Source organism: Streptomyces sp. NPDC050997, from assembly GCF_040660135.1.
In the GTDB taxonomy this organism is placed as follows: Bacteria; Actinomycetota; Actinomycetes; order Streptomycetales; family Streptomycetaceae; genus Streptomyces.
The window spans coordinates 160,034-173,737 of record NZ_JBFAGK010000016.1 but is presented as its reverse complement, the minus strand read 5'-3'; the positions used below and the strand labels follow the sequence as shown (position 1 = coordinate 173,737).

The following is a 13,704-nucleotide window of genomic DNA, read 5'->3' as shown; positions in this document are numbered from 1 at the left end:
GACGCTCACCGCGCCGTACGGGCGCTCACGGCGTACGGACGTGATGCCGCCCGATGGCGGCGCTCGCGTTCAGGCCGAGCAGCTGCAGGCTGCGTGAGTACTCCTCGCGCAGGATCGTGACGGCGCGTTCCACGCCCCGCTCACCACCGGCCATCAGGCCGTACAGATAGGCACGGCCGATCATGACGGCGTCCGCTCCGAGCGCCCGTGCGGCGAGGATGTCCTGGCCATGAGTGACGCCGCTGTCGAGGATCACCGTGGCGTCGGGTCCGAGCTCCTCGCGTATCTCGGGCAGCACCGTGAGGGTGGCCGGGGTGCGGTCGAGCTGCCGCCCGCCGTGGTTGGACACGACCACGCCGTCCGCGCCCGTCTCGACGGCGCGGCGCGCGTCGCGCGGGCTCAGGACCCCCTTGACCAGCAATCGATGGGGCCAGTTGGCGCGCAGCCATGCCAAGTGGTCGTAGTTCAGCGTCGGTTCGAAGACGACGTCGGCCACCCGCACGGCGTCGATCACATCCGTCTCGCCGGGCATGCTGCTCAGCGAGGCGAACGTGATCGGGGCCGTGGTCAGCTTGTTGAGCACCCAGGACGGGTAGCGGGCCATGTCGAACAGTGTCCGCAGGGTGAGCGACGGCGGGATCGTGAGGCCGTTGCGCATGTCCTTGGGGTGCCGACCCGCCACCGGTGTGTCGACGGTGAGGACCACGGTGGTGAAACCGGCCGCGAGCGCGCGGTCGAGAAGGTCCGCGTTGAGCCGCTCGTTCCGGGTCAGATAGAGCTGGAACCAGTGTTCGCCGCCGGGAGCCGCCGCGGCGACCTCCTCGACGTTCGAGGTGCCCACGGTGGACAGGGTGTAGGGCAGACCGTGGCGGGCGGCCACACGCGCGACCGCCGCCTCGCCCTCGTGGTGCATCATCCGGGTGTAGCCGGTCGGCGCGAAGATCAGCGGCATCGCGATCTCCCGGTCGAACACGCGGGTGGACAGGTCCGGATGGTCGACCGGCGACAGATACTCCGGCACCAGCTCGACCGCCGCGAACGCCGCCCTGTTCCGCCGCGCGGTCAGCTCCGCGTCGGCCGCTCCGTCGACGTAGTCGAACACCGCACGCGGAGTCGTGCGCACCGCCACCTTACGGAGATCGCCGATGCTCAGCGCGGCCCCGAGCCGCCGCTCGACCGGGTCGAGGGTCGGCCGGCGCAGCTGCAGAACCTCCCGGAGCTCGGACCACCGGGGTCGCTGCCGCGCCACGCGAGGCCGCTGTCGGGCTGCGGATGGCGTTGGGGACTGAGTGACGGTCACGGTCATGCCTCTCGATGTGCGGGTGTCCATGGCCGTTCGACGAACGACGAGATATTGGACGCTGTCCGAGAAATCGGAGTCTGACTCTCGACTTCGGCGTGCGTCAAGCCTTGACGCGCGACTCCCCTGTGGGCACCATCTGGTTTGCATATAAGACAGCGTCTTATATTTCAGACAACCCAGGAAGGCGCCATGCAATTCGGTTTGGCAGGCAAGACTGCTCTCATCTGCGCATCCACGTCCGGTCTCGGCCGGGCGACCGCTCGGGCCCTGGCGGAGGAAGGCGTCCACGTCGTGGTCACGGGCCGGTCGGGCGAGCGAGCCAAGGAGGTGGCGGGGGAGCTGCCAGGCGCGGTCGGCGTGGGCTGTGACCTGATCGCGGACGGCGGCGCGGAGCAACTCCTCACGGCCGCCCGCGAGGCTGTCGGTGATCTCGACATCCTCGTGCTGAACGGGCCGGGCCCCGCGCCGGGACCGGCCCGCGCCACCGACACCACCGGGATCGAACAGGCCATCGCCACGCTGGTCACACCCCAGCAGATCCTGGTGCGAGGCACCCTGCCGGCCATGGTCGAGAAGGGGTGGGGCCGCATCCTGAGCATCAGCTCCACAAGCGTGCAGGCGCCCCTGCCGAACCTTTCGCTGTCCAACATCGGGCGGGCGGCGCTCGCCGGTTACCTCAAGACCCTCGCCGCCGAGGTGGCCGCACACGGTGTGACGGTCAACTCCCTGCTGCCCGGGCGCATCGCCACCCCGCGGGCACGGCAGATCGACGAGGCCGCCGCCGAGCGCACCGGCCGGCCACTGGACGAGGTGGAGGCCGCGTCCAAGGCCACGATCCCGGCCGGGCGCTACGGCGAACCCGATGAGTTCGGCGCCGTCGCCGCGTTTCTGTGCAGCACCCAGGCCGCGTACATCACGGGCAGTGCCCTGCGGTGTGACGGCGGCATGGTGCCAACCCTCTGACCCGGTCGATGGGTTCACCCGACTCCCCAAGACGAGAGCAGCGCACCCGCATGAGCCATAACCCCGTCACCGACGCAGTACCTGACACGAGAGCCGAACAGCGTCACGAGGCGTCCCGGGCCGCCATCCGCAGAACGGCACTGGCCGGCATGATCGGCACCACGATCGAGTGGTACGACTTCTACATCTACGGCCTCGCCGCGGCGCTGGTCTTCGGCACGGAGTTCTTTCCCGACTTCTCACCGGCGGCCGGCACTCTGGCCGCGTTCGGCACGTTCGCGGTCGGCTTCGTCGCCCGTCCGCTCGGTGGAGTGATCTTCGGTCACTTCGGGGACCGCGTGGGGCGCAAGAACGCGCTCATGCTCACGCTGTTCCTGATGGGCGCGGCGACCGTCGTCGTCGGCCTGCTGCCGGGCTACCGGACCATCGGCATCTGGGCGCCCGTCCTGCTGGTCACGCTGCGCTTTCTCCAGGGCTTCGCCGTCGGAGGCGAGTGGGGCGGCGCGGTGACCATGGTCGTGGAATCCTCGCCGCGGGACCGGCGAGGTTTCTATGGGAGCCTGCCGCAGATGGGCGTGCCGCTGGGGCTGGTGCTGTCGTCGACCGCGTTCGCGCTGGTCTCCACGCTGCCCGATGACGAACTCCTCGCCTGGGGCTGGCGTATCCCCTTCCTGCTCAGCATCGTGCTGATCGCGGTCGGGATGTTCCTCCGCTCGCGCATCACCGAGACCCAGACGTTCGCCCAGGTGAAGGCGGACGGGCAGGAGCGCAAGATGCCGGTCGTGGAGGCGTTCCGCCACCACTGGAAGGCGATCGCCCTCACCGTCGGCATGTACGTCTCGGCCGGTGTCCCCTTCTACATCGTCTCGGTCTTCGTGCTGTCCTACGGCTCCTCCCATCTCGATCTGTCGCGGAGCGTGCTGCTGACCGGGATGCTCATCGCGGCGGTGGCCGAGGCGCTGACGGTGCCCTGCTTCGGCGCGCTGTCGGACCGATGGGGCCGGCGCCCCGTGTTCCTGGCCGCCGCCGGATTCGCGGCCCTGCTCGCCTTCCCGTTCTTCTGGCTGCTGGGCACCGGCCAGACCGGGCTCACCTGGCTGGCCCTGGTGCTCGCGCTCGCCGTGGCGCACGCGGGGATGTACGCGCCCACGGCGGCGATGTACGCGGAGCTGTTCCCGGCGGACGTCCGCTACACCGGTACGTCGATCGGCTACCAACTCGGCGGTGTCGTCGCGGGGTTCGTGCCACTCGTGGCGGGCGCACTCGTGGGCGGCGCCGACGGCGCCTCCTGGCCGATCGCCACCATCTGGGTGGGTGCGGCGCTGGCCGGACTGGTCTGCGCACTCATCGTCCGGGAATCCCGCGGCTGCGACCTGCGGCCCGATCGGACCACGTCCCTCACGACCAAGTCATCCATGACCGCCGCCGCCTCGGGCGACGGCCGTCCCGACCGGAGGTGAAGTTCCCATGACAGCGAACAAGGTCCACGTCCTGAGCTGCGGAGCCATGAGCTGCGATCTCACCTGGCTGCTGCTCAAGGCCGGCCGTACGATGCGGACGCACACCGAGCGCGAGCGGCCCCCGGAGTGGTACTCCTGCACCACCCACTGCGTGCTCGTGGAGACCCCCGAGGGAACCCTGCTGTGGGACACCAGCTGTCCCCGCGACTGGGAGACCCGCTGGGCTCCGACCGGCCTGCAGGAGTACTTCCCCTATGACCAGGTGAGCGACGAGGAGTATCTCGACGCGCGGCTCGCCCAGGTCGGCGTCCAGCCGCAGGACATCGACTATCTGGTCCTGTCCCATCTGCACTTCGACCACGCCGGGAACATCGGCATGTTCACCGGCACCGGCGCACAGCTGGTGTGCCACGAGAAGGAGAAGGAGTTCGCCTTCGGCTTCGAGGGCGCCTTCAACGGTGCCCATCTCAAGGCGGACTACGCGGCGGGTGACTTCGACACCGTCAGCGGCGACACCGAGATCCTGCCCGGTGTCACCCTCATCGAGGCCCCCGGACACACCCCCGGCACCATGTCGATGAAGGTCGAGCTGCCGGAGACCGGGACGATGCTCTTCACCTCGGACGCCGTCTACATGGGTGACTCCTACGGCCCGCCCGCCACTCCCGCCGCCATTGTCAACGACCTGACCGCCTGGTACGCCTCGGTGGAGAAGATCCGCGGCATCGCCGAACAGTCGGACGCCACCGTCGTCTTCGGCCACGACGCCGAGCAACTGCGCTCGATGCGGCTCGCCCCCAATGGCTTCTACGTTTGATCGTCCGGACCCGGCCGGCGCCGCGAGCCCCTCTCGCCGCGCCGCCGGGGCCTCCTCCGACCCCCAGGAGGGACGGGTATGAGCACCACCGTTCCGGCCCGACCCGAGTCCGTGTTCACCTACGGAGCCCCGGCACTGAAGTTCGGGCCGGGAGGATCCGACGAGATCGGCTTCGGCCTCTCCCAGCACGGGGCCCGCCGGGTCCTCGTGATCACCGATGCCGGGGTTACCGCCACCGGCGCGCCACACCGCATCGCCGAACGGATGTCCGCGTTCGGCATCGAGGCCCATGTCTTCGAGGGCGTGCATGTGGAGCCCACGGACGTCAGCCTGCGCCAGGCGGTCGACCACGCGCCGGCGTCGGGCCGCGACATCGGCGTGCCCAACGGCATCGGCGGTGTCGGCTACGACAAGGCGACATCCCCGCACTGGTGCAAGGCGCCATGAAGCAGCAGCGGCTGCTGTCCACCGCCCGGCGCGGTCACCGAGGACGACCTCGCCGGAATCTTCGACCGTTCGCTGTCCCTCTGGTGAGGTGAGGACCGATGGCCATCTATGAACTCAGCTGCGAGACCGGGCACCGCTTCGAGGTGATCCAGTCGTACACCGCCCCGCTGCCGAGCTGCCCGGAGTGCGGCACCACGACCCGGAAGATCCCCAGCACCGTCGCCATCGGCGGCGCCGCCACCGTGCCACCGCCGCCGGAGCGGATGCCACAGACCTGGAAGGGGACCCACCGCGGCGACCGTGACTACGTCACCGCCCTGCGGCGCACCGCCGAGTCCCGGCAGAAGCTGGAGGAAAAGCACCCCGAACTCGCGGGCGACCGCCGACCGATCCTCGCCCACGAAGGCAGATACGAAGCGGCCCCGCTGCGCGCGGGCGACGCGGTGCCCGCTCCCTCCGAAGGTGCCGGACATGGCCACAGCCACTCTCACCAGCACGGGCATGGGCATGGGCACGCTCAAGGGAAGGCCGACCGCCGCCCCGCGACTGGTGACTGAGCCATGGTCACCCAAGACGATGTCCGCGACGACCAGCGCCGCCCTCCACCGAACCGCGGTCTTGGGACGGCGGCGTAGAGGCCCCGCCGATAGCCATCTCTGGCTGCTGGTCGGGCTGGTGTGCGTCCGGTGATGTCCCGAGGACCCGGCAGCACGCATCTCCGTAGCGCCCACCCGGCGGACCGGTGGGCGAACGCCCGGTCGCCGCCGGCAGCTCGCCCACCGGTCCGTCGTGCGGGGTGTGGCCCGGCTGAAGTCCTGGCCTGGCGGATCTCCGCAAAGCCCGGCGCAGCCCGAACCGAATGACGTCAAGCCACGTGCCCACTCCAGCCAACGCCGGGCTGCTGCCAACTCTGATTCATCCGAGTGCCACGTCACCAACAGATTCAGGCACTACGCCGCACTCCACACGCGGTGTACCCGCTCGGGGCTCCGAAAGAGGTCGAGCAGACCCATCAGATCCACGACGCACAGGTCAGAGGCCCTTTGCTGCAGGTTCAAGAATGGCCACGCACTCCACATGATGAGTCATCGGAAGAATGTCGCATCGGTAGACGCCTCGAGAATGCGCAGGTCAGGTGAGCTTTCTGGGACCCTTCGGCGGTCTGCTGAACGTCCGGAGCGTCAAATGAGCGTCACCGCTCCCCCACGATGACTCCGACGGAGGGGCGCCACCCACCCGACCAGACAAGACCAGACAAAAGATGAAGCTGCCGAGCCCGAGGCTCAGGGAGTGCGGCAGGTTCTTGCTGTTGAGGCATCGAAGAACGCTCCGCGTGGAAGGTGGTGCTCACGAGGCAGGAGAGGAGAGAAGTGGTGGACTGGACGCTGGACGAGGAATTCGAGACACCCGGAGGGGTGGTGCGGTGGGGGGCCTTGGGCAGCGGAGACCCACTCGTACTGGTGCACGGCACGCCGTACTCCTCCTTCCTGTGGCGCGACATCGCTCCCGCGCTCGCCCGTACCCGCACGGTCTTCTTCTTCGACCATCTCGGCTTCGGCCAGTCCGAGCAGCACGAGGGCCAAGACCTGAGCCTCGCGGCTCACTCAAGGAACTTCGCTCAGCTCCTCGACCACTGGGGACTGTCCCGCCCCAGCGTCGTGGCTCACGACATCGGCGGGGCGGTAGCGCTGCGGACCCTGCTGCTGGAGGAGAGGAACTACCGGGACCTGACCCTCTTCGACGCGGTGAGCGGCGGCGAGTGGGAGCGGGGACTGTTCCGGCTCTTCCTGGAGCACGAGGAAGTCTTCCGCAAGCTTCCGGCCTACGCCCACGAAGCGCTGGTCGCAAGCCATCTGCGGCACGCCACGCACGCCGGCTTCCGGCCGGGAATCCTTGACACGTTCCTCGCACCGTGGCGGGGGGAGGCAGGGCAGCCGGCGTTCTACCGTCAATACAGCCAGATCAGGCAGGCGGACACGGCCGCGTACGAGCACCTGCTGGGCGGTGTGTCGATTCCCGTGCGGATCCTCTGGGGCCGTGAGGACCGCATTCTCCCTCCGGAGTACGCCGAGTGGCTGCACGAACGCGTTCCGCACGCCGAACTGCACTGGATCGATGACGCCGGCCACCTCCTCCAGGAAGACGCGCCCGGCCAGTTGTTGGCCTGCCTGACATCTGGTTTCGCATCAGCCTGAGCTGCGGGGCGGCCGAGCGGCTGATCCGGCCCGACGACACCCGCGAGCACGGACCCTCCTGTTCGGGGGGCGCGCCACGGGTCTCACTGTCCGGCGGAACGGGTCGGGTTCCGCCTGCCGTCGGCGTACAGGGAGCCGAGAAGGGCCAGGGCCTGCGCGGAGGGGCTGCCCGGTTCGGCGTTCGCGAGAAGATGGACGTTCCTGGCACGCTGACGGCCACCGGAGCCCTGGTGCTCTTGGTCTACGCCCTCACCCAGGCTCCGTCGCACGGCTGGCTGTCCGCCCGCACCCTCGTTCTCTTCTTCGCCGCGGCCGGTCTGCTCGGCCTGTTCGTGCGGGTCGAGTCCCGCACACGCAGGCCCTTGGTCCCGCTGTCCTTCCTCACCCTGCGCACGACCGCCGGCGCCAACCTGACGATCTTCGCCATGTGGGGCGCCTACACATCGTTCGCGTTCCTCGCCACGCTCTACCTGCAGAACGTGCTGGACTGGTCGCCGTTGCAGACCGCCGGTGCCTTCGTCCCGCTGGGCCTCGCCAACGGCGCGCTGGCGCCGTTCGCGGGGCGGCTCGCCGCCCGGTTCGGAACGCACAGGATGATCGCCGCCGGGATGCTGCTCCTCGCGCTGTCCTACGCACTGTTCTTCCGGAGCGGACGGCGGCTTCACCGCCGCCTGATCCGTCGTCCGCCCGCGGACAAGCGACACGATAAGAACATTCGTTCCTTACGTAATGTGCTCTGTGCTTATGCGCGAGAAGGAAACATCCGAAGGGCGGGAGACAGCGGACGGCGAGGGGCGACGCACCCGCCGCCACGATCCACGGCGCAGGGAGCGCGTACTCGACGCCGCGCTGGACGTGCTCGCCGAGGACGGGGTCGCCGGGATCACGCACCGCAAGGTGGCCGCCCGGGCGGACGTACCGCTGGGCTCCGTCACGTATCACTTCGCGAGCCTGACCGAACTGTGCACGCGGGCGTTCGCCCGGTACGTCGAGCGGCGGAGCACCGAGTACGAGGCGCTCTTCGCCGAGGTGACCTCGCGCGAGGACCCGATCGAGGTCCTGGTGGAACGGGTGCGGGGAGGGCCGTCCCGGCACCGCAGCGCGGTCCTCGGCTTCGAATTGCACCTGGCCGCGTTGCGCGATCCCGCGCTGCGCGCACTGACCCAGGAGTGGACCAGGTCCAGCCGGGCGGTGCTGGTTCGCTTCACCGGGCCCGAGGCCGCCGCCCGCCTCGACGCCCTTCTGGAAGGAATGATCATGCACACGCTGCTGTCCACTGAACGGGAACCGCGTGCGGAGATCCGGGCAGCCATCGTGCAGACGCTCGGCCCGGTCGCCGGCCCGGGCAGGTGAACAACCGCAGCTTCCGCCTGCTGGCGAAGGTCCCCCGGCTGCCCGGCGCGATCACCGACCATCTGGTGGAGCACTTCGGCTCCCCTCAGCCTGAGCGCCGGCTCGGACGATCCCGCCCACGCGGCCGCCCGGGTCGGGTGATCACTTCGATCGGCTACGGCGGCTTCGTCTGCGGCCCGCCGCTGATCGGGGCCCTCGCCGACCGGACCGAGCCAACCACTTGGCCTCCACGGCCCGGTGGCCAGACCGCCCGATGAGCGAAGTGGTCAGCTGTCGGGTTTCTTCGAGCGCCGCGGGGCGGCAGCCTGGGTGGGGCGAGCGCCGGCCTCGATCTGCAGGACGTACACGGCGTTCGTCACGAGCTCACGCGCGTATGCGGCGTCCAGTCGGCCAGGGCGGAAGAGGATGCGGTACATGATCGGCGCCACGACACGGTCGATCAGCAGTTCCGTCTCGGGCACCGGCTCCCCCCGCCGCACCGCACGGGCCAACACGGCGTCGATCTGCTCTGCGGCATACGCCGAACACTGACCGGCATTGATGCCGTCGGGATCGCCGAGCAGGGCGTCCCGGATGTAGGCACGCCCGGGCGGCGAGGCCATCTCGTCGAGGAACTGTTCCGCCCACGCGTCGAGATCGGCCCGCAGGCTTCCGAGATCGGCCGGATCCGTTTCCGGGCGCAGTCGTTCGACGGCCACGTCGGACAGGAGTTCCTGCAGGTCGCCCCAACGACGGTAGATCGTGGAGGGGGTCACGCCCGCCCGAGTGGCCACCATCGGGACTGTGAGCGCGTCGCGGCCCACCTCCCCTACGAGTTCACGTACCGCCGCATGGACGGACTCCTGTACGCGTGCGCTGCGCCCGCCGGGGCGGGCCATGGGCTTGGGACTCATGCGATCCACCTTAATGCGAATTTGTTGCTTCTAGCTGATGGCCGGCGTCGGCGACCCGCAGGGCTGCGTATCCGGGCGCCCGAGCACGGTGGACGCCCCTGCGGCGACGCAACCGCATGCCGGGCTGGAACGTCCGCCTTCCCTCAGGCAGCGAGGGGAGCAAGCCGCCCCGCGCCGGCCACCGACTCCTCGTAGACCCGGCCCACACGGAGCACCGTCGCGTCGTGGAAGGGGCGCGCCATCAACTGCATTCCGATCGGCAGTCCGGCGTGGTCGTGACCGACCGGCAGGGTGAGGGCCGGGACGCCGGTGATGTTGGCGGGGGCACAGAGGCGGACGTAGCTGTCCGACACGGCCTCGGTCGTGCCATCGGCCCGCTCGACGGCTTCCTGCCCCGCCTCGGCGGCGGTCATCGGCACCGTCGGCGCGGCGAGGACGTCGATTCCGTCGAACATGCGAGCCCAGGCGTCTCGCATCATGGTGCGGGCCCGCTGGGCGCGGAGGTAGTCGCCCGCAGAGGTGAGTTCGCCGGCCTCCAGCAGGATGCGAACGTCCGCCGTGTACAGGTCGGGGGTGGCCCGCAGTGACCGCTCGTGGTACGCGGTGGCCTCGGGAACCATCAGCCCCCACTGAACGGCCTGGATGTAGCGCGCCATCGGGATCTCGACGTCGACGAGCTCCGCCCCCAGCTCCGCCAGCCGCTCGATCGCGCCGCGTACGGACTCCTCGACCTCGGGCGTAACCCGGTCGAAGTAGTGGTTCCGCGGTACGCCGACCTTCAGTCCTCGCAGGTCGCCTCCCGGGAAGCGGTCCAGCATGGGGCCGGACACGCTCGCCGGGTCGCGCGGGTCGTGGTCGGCGGTCGCCGACAGCACCAGCGCGACGTCCTGGACGGTGCGGGTGAGAGGGCCCACATGGTCCAGGGACCAGGACAGCGAGGTCACGCCTGTGCGTGGGACCAGGCCGTAGGTCGGCTTGAGGCCCACGACGCCGTTCAGGGCCGCGGGGACCCGGATGGAACCGCCCGTGTCCGTGCCCATGGCGAACGTCGCCCCGCCGGCGGCGACAGCTACCGCCGAGCCGCCGCTCGACCCACCCGCGACCCGGCTGTGATCCCAGGCGTTGTTCGTCTGCGGAGTGGTCAGGCCGTAGGCGAACTCGTGCGTGTGCGTCTTGCCCAGGAGGACGGCCCCGGCGGTGCCGAGCCGTTCGGCCACCGACTGTCGCGTTCCGCCACGTGCCCTGTCCGGACGTGCGAACTCGCCGTGGTGGGTATCCCCTCTGCGTCGATCAGATCCTTGAGCGCCATGGGGATCCCGTGCAGCGGCCCGCGCGGTCCGCTTCCGGAGATCTCCCGTTCGGCGCGGACCGCTGCGGCCAGGGCCGCGTCGGCGGCGACGGTGACGTAGGCGCCCAGCCGTCCTTCGACGGCGGAAATACGGGCGAGCACCGATTCGGTGAGTTCGACGGGGGACAACTCCCGTGCGCGCACCGCACGGGAGGCTTCGACCAGCGACAGCTCAAACGGTTGCATCGACGTTCCCCTGCCCGGCTCGGTAGGAGGACGCGGGAGGGGTCTCGCCGAAATCGAGCTCGCGCAACGTGCTGATCACGGAGTGGATGTAGTTGGCCGTCATGGCCACTTCTTCATGTCGGCCGTCCCCGAGGGGGAGCCCCGCCCGCAGCGCCCCTCGGGCTGCCTCTTGGGGGGTGAGTTCGCTGGTCATGGCTTCCTTCCGGATCTGTGCGGCGCGACGGGCCGGGGCTTGTACAGGACCTCCGACCAACGTAAACGCGAATCATTTGCTTTAGTTGATCGTAGGATCTACGGTGCCTTAAAGCAAACCAATCGCTTTTAGTACGGGAAGGACCCTCATGCAGAGCGTCCCCGCGGGCCTCACGCCTCCCCGCACCTCCCCATCCGGACGCCTGCCGTTCGCATTGCACACCTCGATCCTCATCGCGCTGCTCGCCGCATCCAGCGCGCCGACCCCGCTGTACCCCCACTACCAGGCTCAGTGGCAGTTGTCGGCCCTCGACATCACGGTGGTCTTCAGCGCCTACGCTCTGGCACTCCTGATCGCACTGCTGACGACCGGAACCCTTTCCGACCATGTCGGACGCCGCCCCGTGCTCCTGGGCGCGCTCACGGTCCAGGTCGCCTCCATGGCACTGTTCGCGACGGCCGACGGCCTGACCACCCTGATCGGCGCCCGCGTGCTGCAGGGCATCGCGACCGGCGCGGCGACCAGCGCAGCAGGTGCGGCTCTCCTCGACCTGGAAGACCCCGCCCGGCCGGGGCGCCCCGCTCTGGCCAACAGCATCGCGCCGGTGACGGGCATGGCGGCCGGCGTCCTGGCAGCCACCCTCATGGTGCGCTTCGCCCCCGTTCCGGCGATCACGGTGTACGCGGCCCTGATCGCCGTGTTCGCCGCGCAGGCCATCGCCCTGGTCTCGACGTCCGAGACCGTCCGCCGCCGTCCCGGAGCACTGCGCTCGACGCGGCCCCACCTGGCGCTGCCGTCGGCGGCCTCCCACGCTCTCCTGCTCAACGGCGCCGGCGTCGTCGCCGTCTGGGCACTCGGCGGCTTCTACTCGTCCCTGGGGCCGGGCTTCACACGGCTCATCTCCCCCGACGGACCCGAATACGCCGGCGGCCTGGTCTTCTTCACGCTGACGGCCGTCGCCGCCCCGACGGTGTACTTCACGCGCAGGATGCGTTCCGACGTCTCCGCTCTTCTTGGGAGCTGCGCGGTGATTCCGGCGGCCGTCCTGACCCTGGGTGCCCTCTATCTCGCCGATCCTGTACTTGTCTTCACCGGGGCGGCGCTGGCCGGGTTCGGCTTCGGAGCTGTCTCCCAGGGTGCGCTGCGCGCGGTCGTCGACTCGGTACCGGCCCGGGAGAAGGGCGGCACGCTCGCCTCCTATTACGTACTCAGCTACTTGGCGATGAGTCTGCCCGCCATCGGCGCCGGCGCCCTCACCGCCGGCTTCGGACTGCGTGCGGCAGCACTGGCTTATGCCGGCTGCGTGGCCGTACTGGCGACCGTCGCAGTCTCGACGCTGACCGCGCCGCTGCGCAGTCGGCGCCGGACACCGTCTGCGGACGCCCACTCCCGCCCGGCAACGAGCAACTACACATCCGCCTCACCGGACACACCCGCCCCAGACATCTCCGTCCTCGCGACCCATAACAGGTAAGGAAGGTCTTCGTGTTCACCTCATCGCAAACGACCAAGTCCACTACTCCCCCCGCCTCTTCCTGGACGGTGGGCAACCACACCGTACGACGCATCGACGAAGTGGTCCTGCCCGCCCAGACCGGTCCGTGGCTGCTGCCCGGGGCAACCACCGACCTCGTGAGCCGGACTCCCTGGCTGAGCCCCGAATTCGTCGACGAACAAGGCGTCCTGCGCCTGGCGAGTCACAGCTTCGCCGTCGAGGTGGACGGCATGCGGGTGCTGGTGGACACCGGCATCGGAAACGGGAAGCGGCGCTCCAACCCCGCCTGGCACAACCTGAACAGCGACTACGAAGCACGGCTACGGGCGGCGGGCTTCGCGCCGGAGAGCGTTGACGTCGTGGTCCTGACCCACCTCCACGCCGACCACGTGGGGTGGAACACGCGTGCCGAGGGCGACGCCTGGGTGCCCACCTTCCCGAACGCGCGCTATCTCACCTCACGCACCGAGTGGGACTACTGGGCGGGTGTCGACATGGAGGAGGCGCGTCGACAGATGTTCCGGGACTCGGTCCATCCCGTCCGGGAAGCAGGTCTGTTCGACCTCATCGATGTCGCGGACGAGGGCACGGACGTCGCGCCGGGCATCCGTCTGCTGCCCACCCCCGGCCACACACCGGGGCAGGTAGCGGTGGAACTGAGCAGCCGTGGCGAGACCGCACTGGTCACCGGCGACAGCATCCACCACCCGGTCCAGATGGCGCATCCGGAGCTCTGCAGCTGTGTGGACGTCGCTCCCGAACTCGCGGCCAGGACCCGGAACCAGGTGCTCGGCTCACTGGCCGGTACGTCAACTCTCCTGCTGGGGAGCCACTTCCCGGCGCCGACCGCCGGACACGTGCGACGCGAGGACGGCGGGTACCGACTGGCCCCGGCTCCCTCAGGGGTCACGCCCATCGGCGGCTGAAGCGGATCGGAGCACCCAGGACGGGCCGCGCACCGAGTCGCACCGGTCCATGCGGGTGACGTCCTGGGCGTCCGCGACCGGGCGGCCCGGGAGTGGCTATGAGACTCCTCCGGCATGCGCTCCGT

Annotated in this window: 14 protein-coding genes and 1 pseudogene; 10 read left to right on the top strand and 5 right to left on the bottom strand. The window is 69.7% G+C overall.

Annotated features, from left to right (window positions below):
* Window positions 1–25: 25 nt before the first annotated feature.
* Window positions 26–1,249, bottom strand: a complete 1,224-nt coding sequence (locus AB0H86_RS30905) for an alpha-hydroxy acid oxidase (RefSeq protein ID WP_362446022.1) — start codon at window positions 1,247–1,249, stop codon at window positions 26–28.
* A 255-nt stretch (window positions 1,250–1,504) separates the two neighbouring features.
* On the opposite strand from AB0H86_RS30905, the gene AB0H86_RS30900 reads away from it, so the two are divergent.
* The 6 genes from AB0H86_RS30900 to AB0H86_RS30875 all read left to right on the top strand — a co-directional run bounded on the left by AB0H86_RS30900 (window position 1,505) and on the right by AB0H86_RS30875 (window position 7,185).
* Window positions 1,505–2,266 carry an SDR family oxidoreductase gene (locus AB0H86_RS30900; RefSeq protein WP_362446019.1) on the top strand — a complete coding sequence of 254 codons (762 nt, stop codon included), beginning with the start codon at window positions 1,505–1,507 and terminating at the stop codon, window positions 2,264–2,266.
* Between the two features lie 50 nt (window positions 2,267–2,316).
* On the top strand, window positions 2,317–3,726 hold the full coding sequence (locus tag AB0H86_RS30895; RefSeq protein ID WP_362446016.1) for an MFS transporter: 1,410 nt from the start codon (window positions 2,317–2,319) through the stop codon (window positions 3,724–3,726).
* 7 nt (window positions 3,727–3,733) lie between these two features.
* The gene (locus AB0H86_RS30890) at window positions 3,734–4,543 is read left to right on the top strand and encodes an N-acyl homoserine lactonase family protein (protein WP_362446013.1); all 810 of its coding nucleotides are present in this window, start codon (window positions 3,734–3,736) and stop codon (window positions 4,541–4,543) included.
* Window positions 4,544–4,621: 78 nt separating this feature from the next.
* Window positions 4,622–4,990: an iron-containing alcohol dehydrogenase gene (locus tag AB0H86_RS30885; protein WP_362446010.1), complete on the top strand. Its 369-nt coding sequence runs from the start codon at window positions 4,622–4,624 to the stop codon at window positions 4,988–4,990.
* A gap of 98 nt (window positions 4,991–5,088) precedes the next feature.
* The gene (locus AB0H86_RS30880; protein ID WP_362446007.1) at window positions 5,089–5,547 is read left to right on the top strand and encodes a zinc ribbon domain-containing protein; all 459 of its coding nucleotides are present in this window, start codon (window positions 5,089–5,091) and stop codon (window positions 5,545–5,547) included.
* 816 nt (window positions 5,548–6,363) lie between these two features.
* Window positions 6,364–7,185, top strand: a complete 822-nt coding sequence (locus AB0H86_RS30875) for an alpha/beta hydrolase (protein WP_362446003.1) — start codon at window positions 6,364–6,366, stop codon at window positions 7,183–7,185.
* A gap of 83 nt (window positions 7,186–7,268) precedes the next feature.
* On the opposite strand, the gene AB0H86_RS30870 is transcribed toward AB0H86_RS30875, so the two are convergent.
* The gene (locus AB0H86_RS30870) at window positions 7,269–7,454 is read right to left on the bottom strand and encodes a hypothetical protein (RefSeq protein ID WP_362446000.1); all 186 of its coding nucleotides are present in this window, start codon (window positions 7,452–7,454) and stop codon (window positions 7,269–7,271) included.
* Window positions 7,455–7,929: 475 nt separating this feature from the next.
* Between AB0H86_RS30870 and AB0H86_RS30865 the strand changes: the two genes are divergently transcribed.
* Window positions 7,930–8,538: a TetR family transcriptional regulator gene (locus tag AB0H86_RS30865; RefSeq protein WP_362445997.1), complete on the top strand. Its 609-nt coding sequence runs from the start codon at window positions 7,930–7,932 to the stop codon at window positions 8,536–8,538.
* Window positions 8,535–8,795, top strand: a complete 261-nt coding sequence (locus AB0H86_RS30860) for a hypothetical protein (protein ID WP_362446156.1) — start codon at window positions 8,535–8,537, stop codon at window positions 8,793–8,795. The genes AB0H86_RS30865 and AB0H86_RS30860 overlap by 4 nt, the downstream gene beginning before the upstream one ends.
* Before the next feature lie 9 nt (window positions 8,796–8,804).
* On the opposite strand, the gene AB0H86_RS30855 is transcribed toward AB0H86_RS30860, so the two are convergent.
* The 3 genes and pseudogenes from AB0H86_RS30855 to AB0H86_RS30845 form a co-directional block, all read right to left on the bottom strand.
* Window positions 8,805–9,431, bottom strand: a complete 627-nt coding sequence (locus AB0H86_RS30855) for a TetR/AcrR family transcriptional regulator (RefSeq protein ID WP_362445994.1) — start codon at window positions 9,429–9,431, stop codon at window positions 8,805–8,807.
* Window positions 9,432–9,574: 143 nt separating this feature from the next.
* Window positions 9,575–10,965: pseudogene (locus tag AB0H86_RS30850) on the bottom strand (amidase).
* A complete protein-coding gene (locus AB0H86_RS30845; RefSeq protein ID WP_362445991.1) occupies window positions 10,952–11,158 on the bottom strand; it encodes a hypothetical protein in 207 nt (68 codons plus the stop codon). The pseudogene AB0H86_RS30850 and the gene AB0H86_RS30845 overlap by 14 nt, the downstream one beginning before the upstream one ends.
* A gap of 148 nt (window positions 11,159–11,306) precedes the next feature.
* Here AB0H86_RS30845 and AB0H86_RS30840 point away from each other — a divergent pair, with 148 nt between their 5' ends.
* Both AB0H86_RS30840 and AB0H86_RS30835 read left to right on the top strand, forming a co-directional pair.
* Window positions 11,307–12,632 (top strand): MFS transporter, encoded by a 1,326-nt coding sequence (locus tag AB0H86_RS30840; RefSeq protein WP_362445988.1) that lies wholly within the window; start codon window positions 11,307–11,309, stop codon window positions 12,630–12,632.
* An 11-nt stretch (window positions 12,633–12,643) separates the two neighbouring features.
* Window positions 12,644–13,579 (top strand): MBL fold metallo-hydrolase, encoded by a 936-nt coding sequence (locus AB0H86_RS30835; protein WP_362445985.1) that lies wholly within the window; start codon window positions 12,644–12,646, stop codon window positions 13,577–13,579.
* Window positions 13,580–13,704 lie beyond the last annotated feature (125 nt).